Annotated in this window: 20 protein-coding genes; 8 read left to right on the plus strand and 12 right to left on the minus strand. The window is 36.4% G+C overall.

Translation table 11 applies throughout. The features are described from left to right. Nucleotides 1-140: 140 nt before the first annotated feature. From ACLHG9_RS12740 to fumC, 3 genes are all read right to left on the minus strand, one after another. Nucleotides 141-932, minus strand: coding sequence for a S1/P1 nuclease (locus tag ACLHG9_RS12740; RefSeq protein ID WP_410221880.1), 792 nt, complete (start codon nt 930-932; stop codon nt 141-143). A 15-nt stretch (nt 933-947) separates the two neighbouring features. Then, a complete protein-coding gene (locus ACLHG9_RS12745) occupies nt 948-1,382 on the minus strand; it encodes a fumarate hydratase (RefSeq protein ID WP_410221881.1) in 435 nt (144 codons plus the stop codon). Between the two features lie 141 nt (nt 1,383-1,523). Next, entirely contained in the window at nt 1,524-2,921 is a 1,398-nt protein-coding gene (gene fumC, locus ACLHG9_RS12750; RefSeq protein WP_410221882.1) for a class II fumarate hydratase, read from the minus strand. 177 nt (nt 2,922-3,098) lie between these two features. Between fumC and ACLHG9_RS12755 the strand changes: the two genes are divergently transcribed. Continuing rightward, on the plus strand, nt 3,099-4,331 hold the full coding sequence (locus ACLHG9_RS12755; protein ID WP_410221883.1) for a serine hydrolase domain-containing protein: 1,233 nt from the start codon (nt 3,099-3,101) through the stop codon (nt 4,329-4,331). Nucleotides 4,332-4,385: 54 nt separating this feature from the next. On the opposite strand, the gene ACLHG9_RS12760 is transcribed toward ACLHG9_RS12755, so the two are convergent. Next, complete coding sequence (locus tag ACLHG9_RS12760; RefSeq protein ID WP_410221884.1) at nt 4,386-4,850, minus strand: DUF4920 domain-containing protein; 465 nt, start codon at nt 4,848-4,850, stop codon at nt 4,386-4,388. 98 nt (nt 4,851-4,948) lie between these two features. Continuing rightward, a complete protein-coding gene (radA, locus tag ACLHG9_RS12765; RefSeq protein ID WP_410221885.1) occupies nt 4,949-6,322 on the minus strand; it encodes a DNA repair protein RadA in 1,374 nt (457 codons plus the stop codon). Nucleotides 6,323-6,441: 119 nt separating this feature from the next. Between radA and ACLHG9_RS12770 the strand changes: the two genes are divergently transcribed. Both ACLHG9_RS12770 and ACLHG9_RS12775 read left to right on the plus strand, forming a co-directional pair. Beyond that, nucleotides 6,442-7,656 carry an ROK family protein gene (locus ACLHG9_RS12770; protein ID WP_410221886.1) on the plus strand — a complete coding sequence of 405 codons (1,215 nt, stop codon included), beginning with the start codon at nt 6,442-6,444 and terminating at the stop codon, nt 7,654-7,656. 224 nt (nt 7,657-7,880) lie between these two features. Beyond that, nucleotides 7,881-8,048 carry a hypothetical protein gene (locus ACLHG9_RS12775; protein ID WP_410221887.1) on the plus strand — a complete coding sequence of 56 codons (168 nt, stop codon included), beginning with the start codon at nt 7,881-7,883 and terminating at the stop codon, nt 8,046-8,048. A gap of 117 nt (nt 8,049-8,165) precedes the next feature. On the opposite strand, the gene ACLHG9_RS12780 is transcribed toward ACLHG9_RS12775, so the two are convergent. The 3 genes from ACLHG9_RS12780 to ACLHG9_RS12790 all read right to left on the minus strand — a co-directional run bounded on the left by ACLHG9_RS12780 (nt 8,166) and on the right by ACLHG9_RS12790 (nt 11,139). Then, nucleotides 8,166-9,716: a ribonuclease E/G gene (locus tag ACLHG9_RS12780; protein ID WP_410221888.1), complete on the minus strand. Its 1,551-nt coding sequence runs from the start codon at nt 9,714-9,716 to the stop codon at nt 8,166-8,168. Between the two features lie 246 nt (nt 9,717-9,962). After that, on the minus strand, nt 9,963-10,820 hold the full coding sequence (locus ACLHG9_RS12785) for a tetratricopeptide repeat protein (protein WP_410221889.1): 858 nt from the start codon (nt 10,818-10,820) through the stop codon (nt 9,963-9,965). 16 nt (nt 10,821-10,836) lie between these two features. Next, nucleotides 10,837-11,139, minus strand: a complete 303-nt coding sequence (locus ACLHG9_RS12790) for an HU family DNA-binding protein (RefSeq protein ID WP_243359003.1) — start codon at nt 11,137-11,139, stop codon at nt 10,837-10,839. A 175-nt stretch (nt 11,140-11,314) separates the two neighbouring features. On the opposite strand from ACLHG9_RS12790, the gene mutY reads away from it, so the two are divergent. Together mutY and ACLHG9_RS12800 are read left to right on the plus strand one after the other, a co-directional pair. Further along, nucleotides 11,315-12,361: an A/G-specific adenine glycosylase gene (gene mutY / locus ACLHG9_RS12795; protein ID WP_410221890.1), complete on the plus strand. Its 1,047-nt coding sequence runs from the start codon at nt 11,315-11,317 to the stop codon at nt 12,359-12,361. A gap of 12 nt (nt 12,362-12,373) precedes the next feature. Then, on the plus strand, nt 12,374-12,793 hold the full coding sequence (locus ACLHG9_RS12800; RefSeq protein WP_410221891.1) for a single-stranded DNA-binding protein: 420 nt from the start codon (nt 12,374-12,376) through the stop codon (nt 12,791-12,793). A gap of 167 nt (nt 12,794-12,960) precedes the next feature. Here the strand turns inward: ACLHG9_RS12800 and ACLHG9_RS12805 are convergent, their stop codons facing one another. The 4 genes from ACLHG9_RS12805 to ACLHG9_RS12820 all read right to left on the minus strand — a co-directional run bounded on the left by ACLHG9_RS12805 (nt 12,961) and on the right by ACLHG9_RS12820 (nt 18,665). Beyond that, entirely contained in the window at nt 12,961-13,623 is a 663-nt protein-coding gene (locus tag ACLHG9_RS12805; RefSeq protein WP_410221892.1) for a hypothetical protein, read from the minus strand. 60 nt (nt 13,624-13,683) lie between these two features. After that, entirely contained in the window at nt 13,684-15,144 is a 1,461-nt protein-coding gene (locus ACLHG9_RS12810) for a RagB/SusD family nutrient uptake outer membrane protein (protein WP_410221893.1), read from the minus strand. An 18-nt stretch (nt 15,145-15,162) separates the two neighbouring features. Beyond that, complete coding sequence (locus ACLHG9_RS12815) at nt 15,163-17,487, minus strand: SusC/RagA family TonB-linked outer membrane protein (RefSeq protein ID WP_410221894.1); 2,325 nt, start codon at nt 17,485-17,487, stop codon at nt 15,163-15,165. 509 nt (nt 17,488-17,996) lie between these two features. Beyond that, nucleotides 17,997-18,665 carry a helix-turn-helix domain-containing protein gene (locus ACLHG9_RS12820; protein ID WP_410221895.1) on the minus strand — a complete coding sequence of 223 codons (669 nt, stop codon included), beginning with the start codon at nt 18,663-18,665 and terminating at the stop codon, nt 17,997-17,999. Between the two features lie 80 nt (nt 18,666-18,745). Between ACLHG9_RS12820 and ACLHG9_RS12825 the strand changes: the two genes are divergently transcribed. The 3 genes from ACLHG9_RS12825 to ACLHG9_RS12835 are packed head-to-tail and all read left to right on the plus strand — an operon-like array spanning nt 18,746 to nt 21,288. After that, nucleotides 18,746-18,952, plus strand: a complete 207-nt coding sequence (locus ACLHG9_RS12825) for a hypothetical protein (protein ID WP_410221896.1) — start codon at nt 18,746-18,748, stop codon at nt 18,950-18,952. Then, complete coding sequence (locus tag ACLHG9_RS12830; protein WP_410221897.1) at nt 18,949-19,188, plus strand: hypothetical protein; 240 nt, start codon at nt 18,949-18,951, stop codon at nt 19,186-19,188. The genes ACLHG9_RS12825 and ACLHG9_RS12830 overlap by 4 nt, the downstream gene beginning before the upstream one ends. 42 nt (nt 19,189-19,230) lie before the next feature. Further along, complete coding sequence (locus ACLHG9_RS12835) at nt 19,231-21,288, plus strand: hypothetical protein (RefSeq protein WP_410221898.1); 2,058 nt, start codon at nt 19,231-19,233, stop codon at nt 21,286-21,288. Nucleotide 21,289: the final 1 nt, after the last annotated feature.

Genomic DNA, 21,289 nt, shown 5'->3' on the forward strand with positions numbered 1-21,289 from the left:
CAAACATTCAGGCAAGTCGACCCTATAGAGAGAATGATGAGAAAAGTATCAAGGAACTTTCCACATAGAAAATAGAAAGCACCTTTTAAAAACAAAAAGCTGCCCTTTCGGAGCAGCTTTTTGTTTTTAATGCATAGTGGTTAACTATAAATTTCATTTAAGATATTAGCTAATCTTATACCACCTTTTAACAACTGAGAGTTAACGGTAGAAATCCAATCAAAGTTGTATCTATAACTTAACTTATCATCATTTTTGATACCCGTAGCATAGATCTTATTGCAGATTTCATATGATTCAAAAATATAATCTTTGATGTTTCCTTTTCTCCACTCAGCAAGTTGTGCTGCTGTAGGATTGTTAATTGCTTTTGTATATTCTGTATAGCTTAACTGTTGGTAATCGATCAGCTGTTCGTCCCATACGCGGTGCAGGTTAGATTTTTGTCCAAACCAATTAACCGTAATCCGGTTCCCACCTAAATCTTCTTTACGTGCGGTATGCATAGGTTGGTGCATATCGCCTACTAAGTGTATTAGCATACGTAACGCCAAAAGTTTTTGAGCTGCCGGAGTTTGCTTGTTTTTCAACAGGGCAATCATTTCATTGGTCTTGTTGTAAATGTTTGCTTCTGTCATGTTCTCAAGATAGTTGTTAACCCCAATTTTGTCTAAATTTTCAGGTAGGTTAACGTAGTGCCATGAGCTTAAATAGTTATAGCTCGAATCAGATTTGATAAAATCTGGCCAATTGGCCGTAATAGCCATGCTTTCAGAACCTAAAATTTCTCTAACGGCTTTTCGGGCATTAGGATTTAAATAAGATTCGGCTATTTCGCCTACAATGCGGTGCCCTAATAAACCCCATGCATTTGCAGCATATGGGAAATAAGTTAGAACGGCTACAAAAATTAGTTTTTTAATCAGTTTCATTTTTTATGGTTAAGATTACAATTCTTTTGGTACGCATGTTATTTGTTCACTTAAGGTAAGGTTTAACAGGTTATGTGTATTCAAATCTTCAAGTGCAAGTTGTTGAGGTGACCTGTTTTTAATTTTAAATTCGTTAATATATCTCCCGGTCCGGTAACAACCGCTAACCTTTTGTTTATAATTTGCTTTGGTAAAGTCGCCAACAAGGGTTAAGGTGTCATTTTTTACTTGATAAGTCCCTTTTGCATATTCTTTCCATATTCCATTGTTAAAGCATGAATCTTCGTAGTAGTTCTCTTTAGAGTGGGTTGTAAAATCAACGTAAAAAGAGTCGCAGGTAAACTTTAACCGATGTGTGGTATATGAAAGGAGTTTTTCAGCATGGGCTATGCTATCCTGTTGCCATATGCCCTGTAAAAACACTTCTCCCTTTCCCTGTACATTAGGCATGCGTCTACATGCCAAAGCCGTTATACAAACTAAAAAAATGAAGATATACTTTTTACACATTTTACCTGAGAAATAAATAATGCTGCGGTTTGATAAAAAATAAAGCATAATTGTTTATAACAACGATGCTTTAAAGATATTTTATTTTAAGCTACCAACCATATCTTCAGGCTTAACCCAAGCGGTAAACTGCTCGTCGGTTAGTAAGCCTAATTCAATAGCTGCTTCACGTAAAGTTTTATTTTCTTTGTGTGCTTTTTTAGCAATTTTAGCTGCATTCTCATAGCCAATGTGAGTATTTAATGCGGTAACTAACATTAACGAGTTTTCTAAATGTTGTTTAATTACAGGCTCGTTAGGTTCAATACCTATAGCGCATTTATCATTAAACGACACACAGGCATCACCAATTAAACGGCCGCTTTGCAACACATTAGCTGCAATAACGGGTTTAAATACATTAAGTTCAAAATGGCCATTGCTGGCACCTATACTTACAGCTACATCATTACCCATTACCTGCGCACAAACCATTGTTAAAGCTTCTGGTTGTGTAGGATTAACTTTTCCAGGCATGATAGAAGATCCAGGCTCGTTATCAGGAATAATGATTTCGCCAATACCGCAACGAGGACCGGAACTTAAAATACGAATATCATTTGCCACTTTCATTAAAGAAACAGCAACGCGTTTATAGGCCGAAGAAAGTTCAACCATAGCATCATGAGCAGCCAAAGCCTCAAACTTGTTTGGGGCAGTAACAAAAGGCAAACCTGTTAATTCTGCAATCTTTTTTGCAACCAGTACATCATAACCTTTAGGGGTATTTAGCCCGGTTCCAACCGCAGTACCGCCAAGAGCTAATTCGCTGATCATTTCAAGCGCATTTTTAATGGCTCTTATTCCGTTATCTATCTGTTGCACATAGCCAGAGAACTCCTGCCCTAAAGTTAGGGGAGTTGCATCCATAAAGTGCGTACGGCCAGTTTTTACAATGTTGCTCCACGAAGCAGCTTTCGAGGCTAAGGTATTTCTAAGTTTTTCTAATCCCGGAATGGTAATTTCTACAGCCTGTTTATAAGCTGCAATGTGCATTGCCGTTGGATAAGTATCATTAGATGACTGAGATTTATTTACATCATCGTTAGGATGAAGGATTTTTTTATCATCGGTTAAGCTGCCTCCGTTTAATACATGGCCTCTATTGGCAATTACCTCATTACCATTCATGTTGCTTTGCGTACCCGATCCCGTTTGCCAGATTACCAGCGGGAACTGATCATCTAACTGTCCGGCAATTACCTCATCACAAGCTTTTGCAATCAAATCTGTTTTTTCTTTAGAAAGCACGCCTAACTCATTATTTGCCAAGGCCGCAGCTTTTTTAAGATAGCCGAAAGCATGGATAATTTCTTTAGGCATAGAAGCCTCAGGCCCAATTTTAAAATTATTACGCGAACGTTCAGTTTGTGCACCCCAATATTTATCTGCAGGAACCTGAACTTCGCCCATTGTATCGTGTTCTATTCTGAAACTCATGATCTTATATTTTTGGCCAAATTTAAATATTTTAGAACGGATATGGCAATTTAAACTGTATTTACTTTGTGATAAAATGACAGGAATAAAACAGCAGAACAATGTTTAAAACTCTTTTCCCTGATACCGTTTAATAATGCTTATTTTTCGGGCTTTAACTTTAGAAAACCAGTATCAATGAGGATTAGATTTGTTGCTGCGGCAATTGCACTGAGTATATTTTCTGTTGTAGCGTGTACCAGTAAGGAAGAAAAAGAGAAGAAAAAGGCCGCCGATAAAAAAGTAAGAGTAAAAGAAGACGATAAAGCCGATAGCTTATTATTGGTTTACGATAAAAAAAATGAAGATAAATGGATAGCAGAGTTTGTTGAGAACCTGCATAAAAGATACGGATTTAACGGAAATGCTTTAGTAGCCAGAAAAGGGAAGATCATTTATCAGGGAGCAAAAGGCTGGGCAGATTACCTGCATAGAGATAGCCTTAAGATCAATTCAGAATTTGAGCTGGCTTCTATTACCAAAACTTTTACCGGAGTGGCCATTCTGCAACTGGTAGAACAAGGTAAACTTAACCTTAACGATAATGTTAAAAAGTTCTTCCCTGATTTTCCTTATGACGGCATTACCATAAAGTTATTGCTTACCCACCGTAGTGGCATGATGAATTATGTTTATTTCATTGATGATATATGGCGTAAGGAAAAGCGTGACATGAAAAAAGGTATAACCAATGAGGAAGTAATGAAAGTCATAGCTGAGCGTAAACCCAGCCCTTACGTTAAACCCGATAACAGGTTCCATTACAATAACTCTAACTATATGGTCTTGGGCGCTATTATAGAAAAAGTTACGGGTATGCGCTATTCCCAGTATATGGCCGAAAATATTTTTAAACCTGCAGGTATGAAAAACACGCATGTTTATTCTAAGGCCGAGTATGAGAAAATACCGGTAGATGTGGTTGGTCATGATAAAATCTGGAAATATTCTGTAGCGCAAAACTTTTTGGATGGGCCAGTGGGCGATAAAGGAATTTATAGCACCTTGCATGATCTGGTTTTATATGATAAGTACCTTAGAAATGAAAGACTTCTTTCTAATAAAAGTTTAGACTCTGCTTATGTTGGAAGGAATAAACCTGTAAACGGACATTTTAACTATGGCTATGGCTGGCGCATGTTTGATGGTAAAAATATGGACAAAGTAGTTTACCATACTGGCTGGTGGCATGGTTTCAGACATATTTATGTAAGAGATTTGGATAAAGATATTATCGTAATCTTTTTGGGTAATCTTACCAATGGCAGTTTAATGCATTTAGATGATTTGTATAAATATCTGAAAATGCCTGTTATCAGGAAAGGAGCATATTCAGGATCAGGATCTTTGCCAGGAAGCGATGAGGATTAAAGAAACAAAAAAGGCAGGAACATGTTCCTGCCTTTTTTGTTAGGTTATATATTTCTATTTGTCTAAAAGAACAACACCTTTTGCTTCAAAAATAATCTCTTTTTTAGGCTGGGTAATTTTAGCGATTTCCTCAGCGGATTTTTTCTGATCTTCAGCATAGTGTTTCAAGTCTTCAACAGAAGTGGTTTTTCTTTCAGCAAAGCCATCGATAACTACTTTTCTGCCCTCAATATCTTTCGGCATAAAAAATGCATAGTCTTTAAATTCTACACGCATAGTTTCGCCATTGGGCATTTTCAGGTTCATGAAACAACCTTTTTTCTTGCAAACAGAAACAACTTCTCCAATAACTTTCATGTCGGCTTTATTGCCTTTACCTAAAGTAGCGTCCACCTTATCAGTAGAGATTTCTCCTCCTTTTTTTACGCCTTCGCCAAATGACTGGCCTTGGAAAGCCTCTTGTGCAAAAGCAAAAGTTGCAAAAGCACAAAATATTGCACTTAAAATAATCTTTTTCATTTTTCCGATTTATATGATCATTCAAATATATTTAAAATCTTTCTAAACAAGAACAATCGAATTTATACTTTCTTCGAAAAGAATTGTCTTAAAACAACTTAGCCAAATAAGGCTGCAAATACTTCTTCTATTTTGGCAACCGTAACAAGCTGGATTTTGTACTTGTTTTTATCAAACCCTTTAACATTATAGCTTGAAATAAAAATCTTATCAAATCCTAATTTCTCTGCTTCTGCTATGCGCTGTTCTATCCTGTTTACTGCCCTGATTTCTCCTGAGAGACCAACTTCGGCAGCAAAGCATATTTTTGATGATACAGGCATATCTTCATGCGAAGAGATAATGGCAACAATAATTGCTAAATCAATGGCAGGGTCTTCAACTTTTATCCCCCCTGCAATATTCAGGAAAACATCTTTTATGCTTAACCTGAAACCACATCGTTTTTCTAAAACAGCCAGAAGCATATTCATGCGTCTGATGTCAAAACCAGTTGCCGATCTTTGTGGCGTGCCATATGCCGAGTTACTTACCAGAGCTTGGGTTTCGATAAGCATGGGTCTTGCGCCTTCTAAAGTAGCACCAATGGTAATGCCGCTTAACTCTTCTTCGCGTTGAGAAAGCAGTATCTCAGAAGGATTGGAAACCTCACGGAGGCCATTGCCGTGCATAGCATATATGCCTAGTTCTGCAGCAGCTCCAAAACGGTTTTTAATAGAACGTAAAATACGATAGATGTGGTGACGGTCGCCCTCAAATTGTAAGACCGTATCTACCATATGCTCTAATATTTTTGGGCCAGCAATAGCACCGTCTTTGGTAATATGGCCAATCAAGAAAACAGGTGTTGAAGTTTCTTTGGCAAATTTCAGCAGTTCGGCGGTACATTCACGAACCTGTGAAACACTACCCGGAGTAGATTCTATATGTGAAGAATGTAAAGTCTGTATAGAATCGATAATCACCACATTAGGCTCCAGTTGTTCTATCTGCTTAAATATGTTCTGAGTAGAGGTTTCTGTAAGAATATAGCAATTGGTATTGGATGTTTGGGTTATGCGTTCTGCCCGCATCTTGATCTGCTGCTCGCTCTCTTCGCCCGAAATATAGAGCACTTTTGCATGATGGATATTTAAAGCCAGCTGTAGCATTAAAGTAGATTTGCCAATGCCCGGCTCTCCTCCAATTAATGTTACAGAACCTGTCACAAGCCCGCCCCCTAAAACGCGATCAAGCTCTGCATTACCTGTAGGCATGCGTTCTTCCTGTGCACTGCGAATCTCGTCTATGCGGTTAGGTTTATTTAAGCGTTGGGTTCCACTTGCCGATTTCCAGGTAGGGACGTTTGCCGATTTTTCGATGATTTCTTCAACAAAGGTATTCCATTGTGAACAGGCCGGACACTTGCCAAGCCATTTAGCTGACTCATAACCGCAGCTCTGACAGAAATATGCTGTTTTTGTTTTAGCCAATTGAAATTGTTTTTTTAATGTTTAACCTACGAATTTACTTTATTGACTTTACAAATCATTACTTATTTAATTAGCGACCTGAAATTTATATCTTACTTTTGTTTAGAAAACCAGAGAGAATGAAACGCTTTACCGAGATTAATAACGAAAGTATTTCAGGAGTGGCTTACAAGACCATTACAATAAAAAAAGCAGTTATCGCTTATTTTAGTAGATATGGTAATGCTACCATAGCAGACCTAAAAACACAACTGAGCCTAAGTACGCCGAAAATTATAGATGTACTGAATGATCTGGTTGAATTTGGGCTGGTTAAAGATTATGGCAAACAGGAATCGAGCGGAGGCAGAAAGCCTAATGTTTATGGTTTGGTAAACGGAGCGGGTTATTTTTTAGGGGTAGATATTAAAAATGACCATCTCAAATTTGCAGTTTTAGACTTACAGAAAAACCTGGTGTCTTTTAAAGATAAAGTGCCATATGAGGCATCTAACACAGAAAAAGGGTTAAATGAATTATGCAATATCATTCTAGGGTTTATCAAGGAAAGTAGCCTGCCTAAGGACAAACTATTAGGAATTGGAATCAGTCTTTTTGGAAGGATTAACCAAATTTCGGGGAAGAGCCATAATCTGTTTAATTTTTACAATGAGCCTTTGGAAGGCGTTCTTTCACAAAAGTTAGATATGCGGGTTTTTATAGAAAACGACTCAAGGGCAATGTGCTATGGAGAGTTTGCCCGTGGCGTGGTCACCACAGAAAAAGATATGTTATTCTTAAACATAGACTATGGTTTGGGTGTGGGTATTATTATTAATGGGTCTTTATATTACGGTAAATCTGGATTTTCTGGAGAATTTGGCCATGTTCCTGCCTTTGATAATGAAATAATGTGTAGGTGTGGCAAAAAGGGCTGTTTAGAAACAGAAGTTTCGGGATGGGCACTTTTAAATCAGTTTAAGCAACGTATCGATAAAGGGTCTGCCTCTATCTTATCAGATAAATACAAGGAAGGAAATCTTGAAATAGATGATATTTTAGAAGCTATTTATAACGATGATGTACTGGCTATTGAGCTTGTTGCAGAAATGGGAGGAAAATTAGGAAGAAGCATGGCATCGTTAATTAACATTTTTAATCCAGAGCTGGTGGTGTTAGGCGGTAAACTCACTGCCGCCGGAGAAAATCTGTTGTTGCCTTTAAAAACAGCATTGAGAAAATATTCATCAAGTTTGGTCAATAACGATACCCAGATAAAAATTACTGAACTTAATGAACAGGCCGGGGTTTGGGGCGCTTGTTTACTGGCAAGAAACAGGGTATTAGAAAATTAATCTTTATTCAAGAGGTTTCAGCTTAACGCTTTCTTATTCATCTTTTTACTAAAAATTTACTAACTTAAAGAATATCAATTCCTTTTAGGCCAGAATTATTTGGTTCAAAGGCTTGAGCGAGCGCATGTAATTACCCGCACCAACAAGTATGATGTTGTTAAAGCCATACCGTTTTATGTTTTTACGTGCTAAAAAAACAACCTAACCTAAATTAAACTTGAACAATGAACAAAGCAAACCTACTCAGTAAATCTGAGATGAAAAAAGTAAAAGGAGGAAACGGCTATCCGCCATCATACTGCCTTGGTAAACCCGAATGTAAAGAATGTTGTCCGCTTACAACAGATCTGTTTATCTGCGAAAGCTTATGTATGATGCATCAAACAACTTAAATTTTTAGCCTATTTTAAAGCATGCTTTAAAATAACTTATGTCGAAATCATTTTTAAATAAAAAAGTCTGGTTTCTGTAAATGGAACCAGACTTTTTTATTTAAAGTAATCATAAGATTACAGTTTTATTTCTTCGTCTTTAGACGATATAAAGCGAAATTCTGTTAAATGGTAAGAGCTTACAGGTTTAACTTTTATCCATTTTCCAAATTTAATGAACCATTTCCATTGTAATGAAAATAATCCTTTTTTAATGTAGGCCTCAATATAAGGATGTACGCAAAGTGTTACTTTTTTCTCATTCTGCTCACGCAAAATATAGCTCAAGTTACTTTCGATATCGTCCATTAAAACAATACTTGCTTTAATTTCTCCTGTTCCATCGCAGGTTGGACATTTCTCAACCGTAACGATGTTCATTTCTGGCCTAACTCTTTGCCTTGTTATTTGAACCAAACCAAATTTACTCGGAGGCAAAATGGTATGCTTTGCCCGGTCTAATAACATCAGCTCTTTTAGGTGGTCAAACAATAGCTTTCTGTTGGTGGGTTTATGCATGTCTATGAAATCTATCACAACAATACCTCCCATATCGCGTAAGCGTAATTGTCTGGCAATTTCTTTAGCAGCTTCTTTATTAACCTGAAGCGCGTTTTCTTCCTGATTTTCTTTACTGGCTGTTCTGTTTCCGCTGTTTACATCTATTACATGTAAGGCTTCAGTATGTTCAACAACCAGGTAAGCACCTCCGGCTAAATTAACGGTTTTTCCAAAACCGTTTTTTATTTGTTTCTCTACGCCAAAATGATCAAAAATTGGCTCTTTATGTTTGTACAGTTTAACAATTTTCTCCATTTCAGGAGAAATTTCATGTACATAAGATTTTATATCTTCAAACAATAATGCATCGTTTACATAAACGTTTGCAAAATCAGTGTTTAAGATATCCCTGATTAAGGTAGATGTTCTATCCATCTCGCCCCAAACTCTTTTGGAAGGTTCCGCATCAGGTAGCTTTTTCATGAAGCTTTCCCACTTAGAAACGCAGTCCTGCAAGTCTTTTTGAAGCTCGGCAACGCCTTTTCCCTCAGAAACCGTTCTAATAATTACTCCAAAATTTTTAGGCTTAATACTTTCGATAATCTTTTTTAAACGATTACGTTCAGTATTGCTTTTTATTTTTTTTGAAATAGATATTGTATTAGAAAAAGGAACTAAAACGATGTGTCTTCCTGCAATAGAAAGATCAGAGCTTAGTCTGGGTCCCTTTGTAGAAATAGGTTCTTTAGCAATTTGTACCGGAATAATTAAATTTTTGCTGACAACATCAGATATTTTGCCTGCTTTATCAATGTCGTCTTCTAATTTAAAATTATCTAGTAAAGAGCCGTTTACTGTGCCGTTACGCTTAATCTTAGTAAGCTTTATTAAAGATTGAACCTGAGGGCCTAAATCAAAGTAATGCAGAAATGCATCTTTGTCATAACCAACATCCACAAAGGCAGCGTTAAGGCCCGGCATAATTTTTTTAATGCGGCCTAAATAAATATCGCCAACAGCGTAATTATTATTAACGTGTTCCTTGTGGAGTTCTACAAGTTGCTTGTCCTCAATTAAAGCTATGGTTACTCCAGCAGGAGTTGAATCGATAATTAATTCTTTTACCAAAAGCTATAGATTTTAAGGTGCTAAGCACGTATTAACGTATGGACTAAAAAACACAGAATCCACAAATGAATGCTACACAAAAACAGCATTCATTTGCGGCTAATACATAAAAATAGTTAACTATTTTTTCTTATGTCTGTTTTTTCTTAAACGTTTTTTACGTTTGTGCGTAGCCATTTTATGTCTTTTTCTTTTTTTACCGCTTGGCATAATTTTAAGGGTTTAATTTTTTTATTAATCTGTTAATTAAATTTTATTTTTTAGTTCAGCAATCTTTTTATCTATAAAATTAGATAGGGTAGGATTTGCTGCTAATTTTTTACTGTGTTGATAAGCGTCAATTGCTTCCCGGTTCTTTCCTAAATTCTCGTAGGCTGTTCCCAGGTAAAAATAGGCATCAGGGGTTGCTTTAATATCTTTTATAATATTTTCAAACCTTGTTGCTGCCTTGTCAAACTGACCTGACTTTAAAGCAAAGGTGCCTAAATTCATATTTGCTTTAAAGTTTTTTGGGTCTTTTTTAACCACATCCATTAACATTGCAATACCTTGCATAGGAGCTCCCATTCCGTTTACAATGGTTATTCCTAATCCGGTTTTCGCGTCTGCGCTGGCTGAGTCTATGCTGATCGCTTTTTCAAAAGCTAAGTTTGCTTTTTGTAGCATAGCAGGTTTTATAATGCTATCCTGTGTATTGTCAAAAGCCTTTAAAAGACGTTCACCAGCCAAAACCCAATTGTTTAAAGAGCTTTCATTTTGTGCAACTTGTTCTAAATAAAGAGCGCTTGGAACAGACTGTTCTAAATCGTCCCATTTTTGAGCTAGTTGCTTACCTAATTTTAGTTTTTCTGCTCCTGAAGCAGATTTGTAAGTGTTCTCTAAAGATGTAATCTCCTTAGCAGTAGCATTACTGATTAGGTTTTTGGCTGTTGCAGAAACGGATTGTAAATCTATTTGTGCAGCAACGGGTTGTTGAGTGGCTGTAGCAGCAGGGTTTTGTTCCTGCTCTTTAACTAATCCTTTAATATCACGGGTAAACAAAAATCCTATAAGCAATATAACTGCCCCAATAATAATTATTTGTTGTTTACGGATTTTGCTCATGATAAGTAACTATTAATTAAGCTTCAGCTTTAACTTTTTTAGTGTTGTTTTTTACTTTGTCAACAAAAACTTTTGCAGGTTTAAAGCTTGGTACAAAGTGTTCAGGAATAATGATTGCAGTATTTTTAGAAATATTTCTTGCAGTTTTTTGTGCTCTCTTTTTAACTACAAAGCTTCCAAATCCTCTTACGTATACGTTCTCACCACCAATCATGCTGTTTTTAATTACTTTAAAGAACGCCTCAACAGTTTCCTGTACGTCAACTTTTTCAATTCCTGTTTTTGCTGAAATCTCTGCAATAATATCCGCTTTAGTCATATTTTCTAAATATTAAAAAATTATTGTGTGTTTTTCTTATTTATATGTGTTTTGGGGATGCAAAAGTATTGCTTTTTAACGAGATAGGAAAATAAAAGATAATTTATTTACAATGGGTATCTCATATTATTGCAAGTTTTGTCGAAAAGCATGTAAATGGTTGTATTTTTATCAAATGGTTTTTCAGAACGAAATTATTGAGTGGTATAAGAAGAATAAACGTGATCTGCCTTGGCGACATACTAACGATGCATATACAATCTGGCTTTCAGAAATTATATTACAGCAAACCCGCGTAGATCAGGGATTGCCCTATTTTAACAGGTTTTTAGCAAATTATCCAACGGTAGGCGACTTCGCTGCCGCAACAGAGCAACAGATATTGAAATTGTGGCAAGGGCTTGGTTATTATTCGCGTGGACGGAATATGCTGTTTACGGCCAAAACTGTAATGGAAATGTATAATGGCATTTTCCCGGAGAGATATGATGAACTGATTAAATTGAAAGGTATTGGAGATTACACCGCTGCAGCCATTGCTTCTTTTTCAAGTAATGAAGCAAAAGCAGTAGTAGATGGTAATGTATCAAGAGTTTTAGCCAGGTACTTTGGCGTTGAAAAAGCTATCAATTCTTCTGAGGGCAAGAAAGAGATCAGTTCTTTAGCGCAAGCTTTAATAGAAGATCAACCTGCATCTGTGTACAATCAGGCCATAATGGAATTTGGTGCGCTGCACTGTAAACCTAAACAACCTTTATGTAATGTTTGTCCATTACAGCAAAGCTGCTATGCATTTGCTCATAAAAAAGTAGCCATTTTGCCACTTAAAGAAAAGAAAATAAAGGTAAAAGAGCGCAGGTTTAACTATTTTCTATGTTTAGATGGAGAGAAAATCTTAATGCGGCATCGTGGTCGGGGAGATGTATGGCAACATTTATATGATTTGCCGCTTATTGAAACAGAGCTTAAAGAAGGTAGCGAAGAAAATTCTTTGCAAAAGCAAGTAAGTGATCTTTTTGGAAAAGAGGCCTCTTACAGGTTATTAGATCAAATTAAACATCAACTAACACACCAAATTATATATGTTCAATTTTTTGCATTAGACAATTATATTGTTAACTTTAATAAACAGGCAGAAATAAAATGGGTGAGCGAGGAGGAACTAAAAACGCTTCCGATGCCTAAGCCCATAAGTGTCTTTTTGAAGAAGTATGTAGAATAATCAAATATAATTATGTCAGGTATCAACAAAGTTATTTTAGTAGGCCATTTGGGCAAAGACCCCGAAGTTAGGCACTTGGAAGGCGGGGTAACAGTAGCCAGTTTCCCGTTAGCTACCTCAGAAACATTCAATAAAGAAGGTAAGAGGGTTGAACAAACAGAATGGCACAATATTGTTTTATGGAGAGGGCTGGCTGAAGTAGCAGCAAAATATCTTCAAAAAGGCAAACTGGTTTATATTGAAGGAAAATTAAGAACACGCTCTTTTGAAGACAAGGAAAAAGTAAAAAGATATGTTACGGAAGTTGTTGCCGAAAACTTTACCATGTTGGGCAGGAAGAGCGATTTCGAACCTGCAGGTAGCAATGGGGTTCAAACCAAACAGGATGAAGTTTACAGTGATACGATAGATGACGGAGATTTACCGTTTTAATGAGTCTAATCTACTGAATTAATGCAATAAGTAAGCAGCAGGCACATGAGTTCCCGCTGCTTGTTTGTATATGGTCTTGTCTATTAGAGAATTAAAAAGAAAAGGGGTATCATATTTGGTACCCCTAATTAATTATCAACTATTGATTAACGTTAATTGCTTGGTTTTTATTGAAGGTCATTGTAATAGTCAGCTAATTCTATAAGGTTGTCTTCTGTGTTGCTATTTATTCCTTTTTGTTGAGCATAATATTTTAGCTTGTCAGATAACCTGAAAAAACCTTTATAGTCATTTATTTCCGTCATGTTATTCTTGTCATCATACAGATAATATTTTACAAAAGTTTGAATAGTTTTTGTAGGAGTTGTTTTTCCATAATCTGTTCTTTCTTGGATATATTTTTTAGTCAACTTCAAAAGTTTGAACTTCCGGTTAACGAGTATCTGATAAAAGGCTTCACCTTTTGGATCTTTCTTAGAAATGAATCCTCTTGAAAAAAGGACATCCTTGCCATTACTGTCAAAAAGAATGAATGAAATAGGTCTTTGCGTAAATTTCATTTCAGCATCTTTTTCATATTTGAATGTTAATTCATCAGTAAGGAGATTATATCTAAGCGATATTCCTTTTTCATAAATCAGATTTGATGACATATAAACTCTCCCTGTTCTATATCCTGCATTATTAATATAGTAAGGAGACCCTATAATCTCGTCATAATTAATTGCCCGTAACGGAATGCCTTCAACGCCTTTATAATAAATTATGTCTTGGCCTTTAACCAGATTCCATGAAATGAATAAAAGAAAACAGGTGAAAAAAGATTTCATAATTATTAATTAATAGAACAGGCATTTGAATTTTCAAATGCCTGTTATTTAAAGAAAAACCTAACGATTTATTGCAGGATTTAAAAGAATTTCATCTGAAGACATTGGCCATATATAAGCCGCTTCAGTAGGCCCAACTGCTGGTGCTCCTCCTTTTGTAGGAAAAGTTTGTAATAATCGGGTAATATCAAGACTTCTGAAGCCTTCTCCTAATAGTTCTATTCTTCTCTCTGTCATAATCAAAGAAACTAAATCTGTGGAAGTAACCGGTGCAAAAGTTGTAGTTGCATCAGAACGCTGTCTTACAGCATTTAATAAACTAATGGCCTGAATATCCGGGACCGCAGTGCTTATTCTTGCTTTGGCTTCTGCCAAATTCAGTAAAACTTCTGCCCATCTGATTACAGGAATATAATCAATGTATTGAGGGCTTGTGGTTGTAAATTTAGCCATGTAATCTCTTCCATTAACCGTATTCCTATAAATAAGGTTTCTTCTGGCATCACTGGCTTTCCAGTTTGGATTTGAAACAATACCCGTAGCTAATAAAGGATATGGCGCTGATCCTACCGCTCCATTATTATAAAAGTAATATGCGGCTTGGCTTTGAGTGCCAGGGTAATCGCCTGATGTTGAAGACATCGGTAAAGAGAATATTGACTCTGTTGTTGTGTAAGGAGTTTTAAAAACATTGACAATATTACTTTGTAAAGCATGGGGCACACCAGATTTTGCTACAAACGGAGCAGTAGTAGGAACTATTTTATTTGCCTCTTCTACAACTTTTGGATAGTTCTGCATAGCTAAATATACTCTTGTTTTTAGAGCTATAGCAGTATTCTTATGTGCTCTTGTAGTATTTAATAAAGCACTAGAATTTGTAGAGGGTAAATTTTGTTCTGCAAAATCAAGGTCATCAAGGATTTGTTTGTAAACGGCATCGACAGAACTTTTAGGTTTCTCTGAGAACCCAGATCCAACGATTCCTGTCAATCTTAATGGTAATCCGGGTTTGCTACCATTTCCATCTGCATATGGTCTGGCAAAATATTGTAAAAGGCTGAAGTAGCTCAATGCCCTTATTAATCTTGCTTCTGCATTATAATTCGCAGCTAAAGCCGTTCCTACAACTGAATTGCCTTTAGCTGCCATACCATCCAGAAATACGTTAGCTAAGTTAATCGTATAGTATGCCTGCGACCATAATCCTTTAACGGATGTGGCGCTATTCGCTAAATTCATATTGTAAACATCGGCAGCAGTAACCAGGTTTTGATCAGTGATGTCGTAGTCTTCGCCACGAATTTCGCCATAAACAATTAAGCGGCCTCCATAAAAATTAGATGATTTCAAGGCGCTATACAAAGAAAGCACCTGACTTGAAATTCTGTTGGGGGTATCAAAAGCCGAAGCATCTGTTACCGAAGTTTTTGGAACAGGATTCAATCTGTCTTTCATACATGATGAAAGAATAGACGAAGCTCCCCATATCAATCCTATATATATTATTTTCTTTTTCATATAAAGCTTTTTTGTTTGTTAGAAAGTCAAATTAACTCCTAATGTTAATGTTTTGGCATTAACTACTGTATTTCTGTCACTTCCCTGTCCGGCTGAAGCTGTTCCATTTGATGATACCTCTGGATCAGGACCTGGGTAGCTTGTAATCATAGCAAGATTGTTTGCGCTTAAGTATAAGCGTGCATTACTCAGCTTAACTTTATTAATAAAATTCTTAGGTAATGAGTAACCTAAAGAAATAGTTTTAAGCTTGATATAATCGCTGCTAAATACATTCCAAGACAATGGGATTGTGTTTCCGTAAGAAACATTGTCTCCATAAATTGGGCGTACAAATTCAGTAACATCTCCCGGCGATTTCCAATAGTTTAACACATCAACGGCATTGTTCCAGAAACGTTGGTCATGTAAGCCGGCATTTGTTCCATAATGAACGTATCCTCCAAACTGATAAGTTAATAAAACATTTAGATCAAAGCCTTTATATCTGAATGTATTATCAAACCCCCCATATGATTTTGGTTGCGTGGGTTTATACATTACAGCATCAGTTCCCTGAGTAATCGCAGGAGCTGCAGTTCCATTGTTTAGGTATGTCCATTGACTTTGTCCTGTTGGCACAATGTGTTGATAGGTAACAGCCCTGCCTGTTGCATCATAGAAAATTCTACGGCCGGTGGCTGGATCTGTTCCTCCCGTTTTTACTACATATAAATATCCAATTGAATAACCTGGAGCAGTTCTGTTTGGACTTTCGCCTGTAGTTCCACTTCCTGTTAGGTAAGTGATTTGAGTTAAGCCTGGAGCTAACGCTGTAACTTCATTTTTATTAAAAGTAATATTAAAAGAAGAAGACCATGTAAAATCTGCTTTTTGAATAGGTGTTGCATTCAAGGTTAACTCAAATCCTTTATTGTACATTGAACCTACGTTTTTTAATATGTTGGTAGGTAGACCTGCAGAAGGGGCTTCTGGTACACTGATGATTAATCCGTCAATGTTGTTTTTATAATATGCAAATTCAACATTTAATTTATCTTTAAATACACCAAAATTAACTCCGATATCTGTTTTCTTACTGGTTTCCCAGGTTAATTGATTGTTTCCTGCAGAAGAGAATTGCAATGTAGATGTTCCTCCGTACAATCCAGAACCAAATGTTGAGTAGATTGCAAAGTCTCCAATACCAGAAACATTTCCTACTTTACCATAGCTGCCTCTGATTTTGAAGCTGCTAAAAATGTTGCTTAGTTTGCTAGAAGCCCAGAAATGTTCTTTGGTAACTTCCCATCCTGCAGATATCCCGTAAAATGTACCCTTTTTAACACCTAATGCCGAATATTCATCTTGTCTTATATTTGCACTTAAAAAGTATCGTTTATCATAGTCGTAGTTAAGCCTTCCAAAGTAAGATAAAAGATAGTTTTCACCTAATATCTGGCCAGTAGAGTTATTCGTGGTATAACCAGCCTGTTCTACAACATAAGCCGGATCCGATAGTGTCTGTCTGTTAATACCAAATCCTAAACTTGTTCTAGATTGTTGCTCATTACCAATTAACAGGTCGAAATTATGTTTACCGGCAAAGGTTTGTGAAGCTTGAGCAGTATTGGTCCAGGTCCAGTTTTTATATTTACCATAAGTAGCTGTAGCGTATCCGCCGTAAGATAAACCATCCCCATGTAACGGAGCCCAAAATAAATCATTATCAACAAGGATATTATCTATGCCATATGTTGTTTTAAGATTTAACCATTTGAAAGGGTTTACCTGAACAAATGCATTTGATTGGATGTGACTAATGAAAGTATTTGATCGGTTGTTGTTTAATATATATTCCGGATTGAAGAAACCAGCTTGATTGCTTGCTAATACGTTATTCATGCCTCCTAAATAAGTTGGGGTGATATTATAAGACCCGTCATTGTTATAAGGGGCAACGTTTGGAGCATTTACTAAGGCTAGTCGACCTAAACCAGCAGAACTATAAGCCTCTCCAGATAAAGATCCAGAACTGGTTGCCGCTAAATTCCTTTCATCAGAATATGAAAGCTTACCTCCTACAGATAGATAGTCATTTATTTTACTATCTACATTAAGTAAGATGTTGGTTCTTTTAAAGTCATTCTTTCTTATAATGCCTTGTTGGTCGGTATATCCGGCGCCTAAATAATATTTCGTGTTTTCTGTTCCACCAGTAATTGAAACAGTATGATTTTGTGAAGCTCCTGTTCTATAGATATAATCGTTCCAATCGGTGTTGATTACATTTCCATTGGCGTCGTAACTAAGATTAAATTTTGTATTTGCCGGAGATACAGAGCCAGCCCTTATATAGGGCATAAAACAACTTGTACATAAAGGGAAAAATTTAAAAAAGGAAAAAAAGCGGTTTAAACATAGTTTGAGCCGCTTTTTTTATTTATTATGCTTAACGAGGCAAAAAAACGATTTGTACAAAAGTACCATTAACTACCATTTAACTACCGTTTAAAGTATAATAACCATACATATTACTGATAAAGTACATTTTTACGCTTAAAAAGCTATTTAAACAGGGTTTATTGGTATTTAAAATAGGTTTAATATTAGTCTGGAATGCTATTAATAAGATTGGCTAAATGAGATGTTTTATTAAGTTAGGCGGACATTTGGACGGACATTTGGACGGACATTTTTAAATGTATGTGACTATTTTAATATATTATTATTGCCTTAATTATATGTTTAATGTATATATAATTAAGTAATTACATATAGATATTACATATTTATATAACATAATAAGTTAATGTAACTTATTGAAAAATAACATGATAGCCTTAATCTCTATTTTATTGTGTGCGTGGAGTCTATTCAAGGCGTAAAACACCTACAATAATTGCGGTACGATATATAGATTTTCGTGGTATCTTAAATGATGGATAACGTTCACTGTTTTCTGATACACAAAGCAGCATATCTGGTTCAGGGGCCTCAAAAATTCGTTTTACCAAAGGTCCTTGATCAGTATCCAATACATAGCATTTGCCCCATTGAAAAAATGACAAATCAGTTATAGGCTTACAGCCAAGCAAATCGCCATTGCTATACTTTGGGTACATACTACTACCGCTAACCCTTATTAAATACTTTACCCCTTTTTCATCAAAGTCTGGTATTACATATCCTTCAGTAATATCGGCTTCATTAACCTGTATTTCGCCATTACCATATCCAGCCATTGCTTCAATAGGTATTAACGGTATAAAGTGCTTGGGCTTTTGTCTTTCATATACAGGATCCGGTTCTTTTAACATTGTATCTTGTATTAAAAGCATATCTCCCTTACCTGTTAACAACCAGTTAGCATTTATATCTTCACACTTTGTGATTACCAACTCATAATCTAAAGTATTTCTAGAGTACCAATTACTCAGTGTATTAGGTGCAATGCCGAGAAATCTTGCAAACTCGGCATCTGATTTGAATTTATAATAATACTTTATTTCATTCAAAATCAATCTATTATCTTTTTTCATTCGTATTTTGTGAATAAAAATCTAAAAACACTTTGAATTAATCACAAAGTGTGTATATATTTGTTCTACCATTAAGAACAATGTCAATAAAAAATAAAAGTATGGAAAAAAAAGGAAGCTACAACTCACAGGTAGTAGATAGACTTATAAAAAAATACGGGGTCAGCCGCCGCTTCGTTACCATGAGCTTAAAAGGCGATAGGGTTTCGGAAACATCCGAAAGTATCAAAAAAGATTATAAAAGCTTGGAGGAGAGCATTGACAAATTATTAAACGGGAAATCATGAAAATTAGACTTCTGAACGTAGCTCGTGGGGTATTCTGTTTATTGCACAGTAGGCTGAAATCGCATTCAACCTCAAGCAAGCCTCATACATATCAACAGGTACAGCTAAAACAAACTCATTCTTATAATGAAGCTTGCCCTGTTTGTGGATTCTTATCTGAAAAAGTTTACAGAACTCCTGTAGAGCGTTGGTATGCTCTTTCAAAACACTCTCATTGCCATCGGGCAATCGAATAAAGATATACATATCATATTGGTTTGATTTCAAATATATAAATAATGCAAACATCACCATACGAATATTACGACAATAATTATGGAGTACGCCTCAGTTTCTTACTGAGCGATACTGACAAACGTCGTAATGAAAGTATAGACTTATTTAGCTATAGTTCTTACGAAAAACGAGCGCAAAGAATAAATGGTTTCAGACTTCGTACTGGTGGTGGATATGGTAATGATGTATTAATCAACTTTGCCAAACTAAAACCATCGGAGCAATTGCTATTGATTGAAAAGTTTGGTGATCCTGCTAAAACAACAAAACTTCACAAGTTTGTTGATTATATAATCTCAGATGACAAGGCTTTAGAGTTTTTTAGCTCCTACCGCTTAACAGACCGCCGTTGCTTACCGGGTGATGTTGTAATTGAATATACAAACAACGCCAATATACTTGGTGCCTGCCATACGATCATTACCAATAACGCAGCAAGGCGAAAAGCTATGGGGCATAGCAAGGTAAATATCTGGGAAAAGCTATCAGACTGTATCATTAACCTTGATAAAGAGATTTATCCCCATACTTTGCCTGCCAACCCACGCAGGTTACAGGAAAAATACCGCAATTATAAAAAAGATGGCTATACGTCACTAATCCACAAAGGTTTTTGTAACGATAACAGCCGTAAGGTTACAGTTGACATCGAAAGACTGATCCTGAGCCTGTACATACAGAGCAATAACCCTTACGTTGCTGATGTTGCAAACGATTACTGGCGATTTTTGGCCGGCGATATCGACATTATAGATTATAAAACAGGTGAAATATATAATAAGGAACATTTCTATGAAAATGGGCAACCAATCACATTAAGCGATGCAACGATCTGGAACTATATCAATCAGCCTGCTAACCGCGCTGTAGTTGATAAGTTCAGGATGGATACCCTGACCTATCAGAGCATACATGGTCCGCACCACCATCGCCATGCCCCTAACCATTCATTCAGTAAGATATCAATGGATGATAGGGACCTTCCACGTAAGATGCCTAATGGAAAGCGGGTTAAAGCTTATTACGCATACGATGTTACAAGTGGCTGTATTATCGGTGCTGCTTACAGCCAGAACAAAACCACGGAACTGTTTATAGACTGTTTGCGTAATATGTTCCACTTCTTGGACCGAAACGGTTACGGCATGCCCATGCAGGTAGAGGTTGAGCATCATTTGGTCAACTCTTTTAAAGAGGACCTGATGAAAGCGGGCGTGGTTTTCCCTTTCGTTAGATGGGCCAATCCCGGCAACTCACAGGAGAAATGGGCCGAGACCGGAAACCGTGTTAAAAAGTACGGATTTGAAAAACGCTACCAAGATGGGATTGGAAGATTTTATGCCAAACTTGAAGCGAACAGGACCAAGAGTGAAAAGATATTTGATGAAGAGAATGACCGCTACAAAGAGAAAACATATCCTTATGAGGTATTGGTTGCCGATGACTTAGAGATCGTAGAAAAGTACAATAACTCTCCTCACCCCAACCAAAATAAATATAAGGACCTTACCAGAGCTCAGGTGCTTGAGATGTATGCAAATCCACAGATGGCACAGATAGATAGGCCATTGCTGATCCGTTACATAGGCGATCCACAGAGTACGAGCATCCGCCGTAATCAATATGTACAGGTACAATATGCGAAGTATGCGTTGCCTACCCCTAAAGTATTAGAGCAGCTCCAGCCTAATAACTATGAGGTAACAGCTTATTACCTGCGTAACGAGCTGAACGAGATTGAGAGCGTTTATCTGTACCAAAACAATGTATTCATATGCCAGTGCGATAAAATCAACGAGTATAATACCGCCAATGCTGAATGGCAAGATACAGATACAGCTAACTATACACAACAGAAACAATATGTATCAGCTTTCAATGATCAGGTAAAAACAGCTAAGGTTGATCTTGGCAAGGTCAAGGTAATCACTAAAACAGATTACCATGCCAATACACCTGTAGAAGTAGTTGAACCCTCTGTACAGCCAAGTAAATCATTTGATTTTGATGATAATAACGATGATGATTTTAACCGCTTAAATGCCATAAACTCTTTATAAA

Source organism: Pedobacter sp., assembly GCF_046462515.1.
Lineage (GTDB): Bacteria > Bacteroidota > Bacteroidia > Sphingobacteriales > Sphingobacteriaceae > Pedobacter.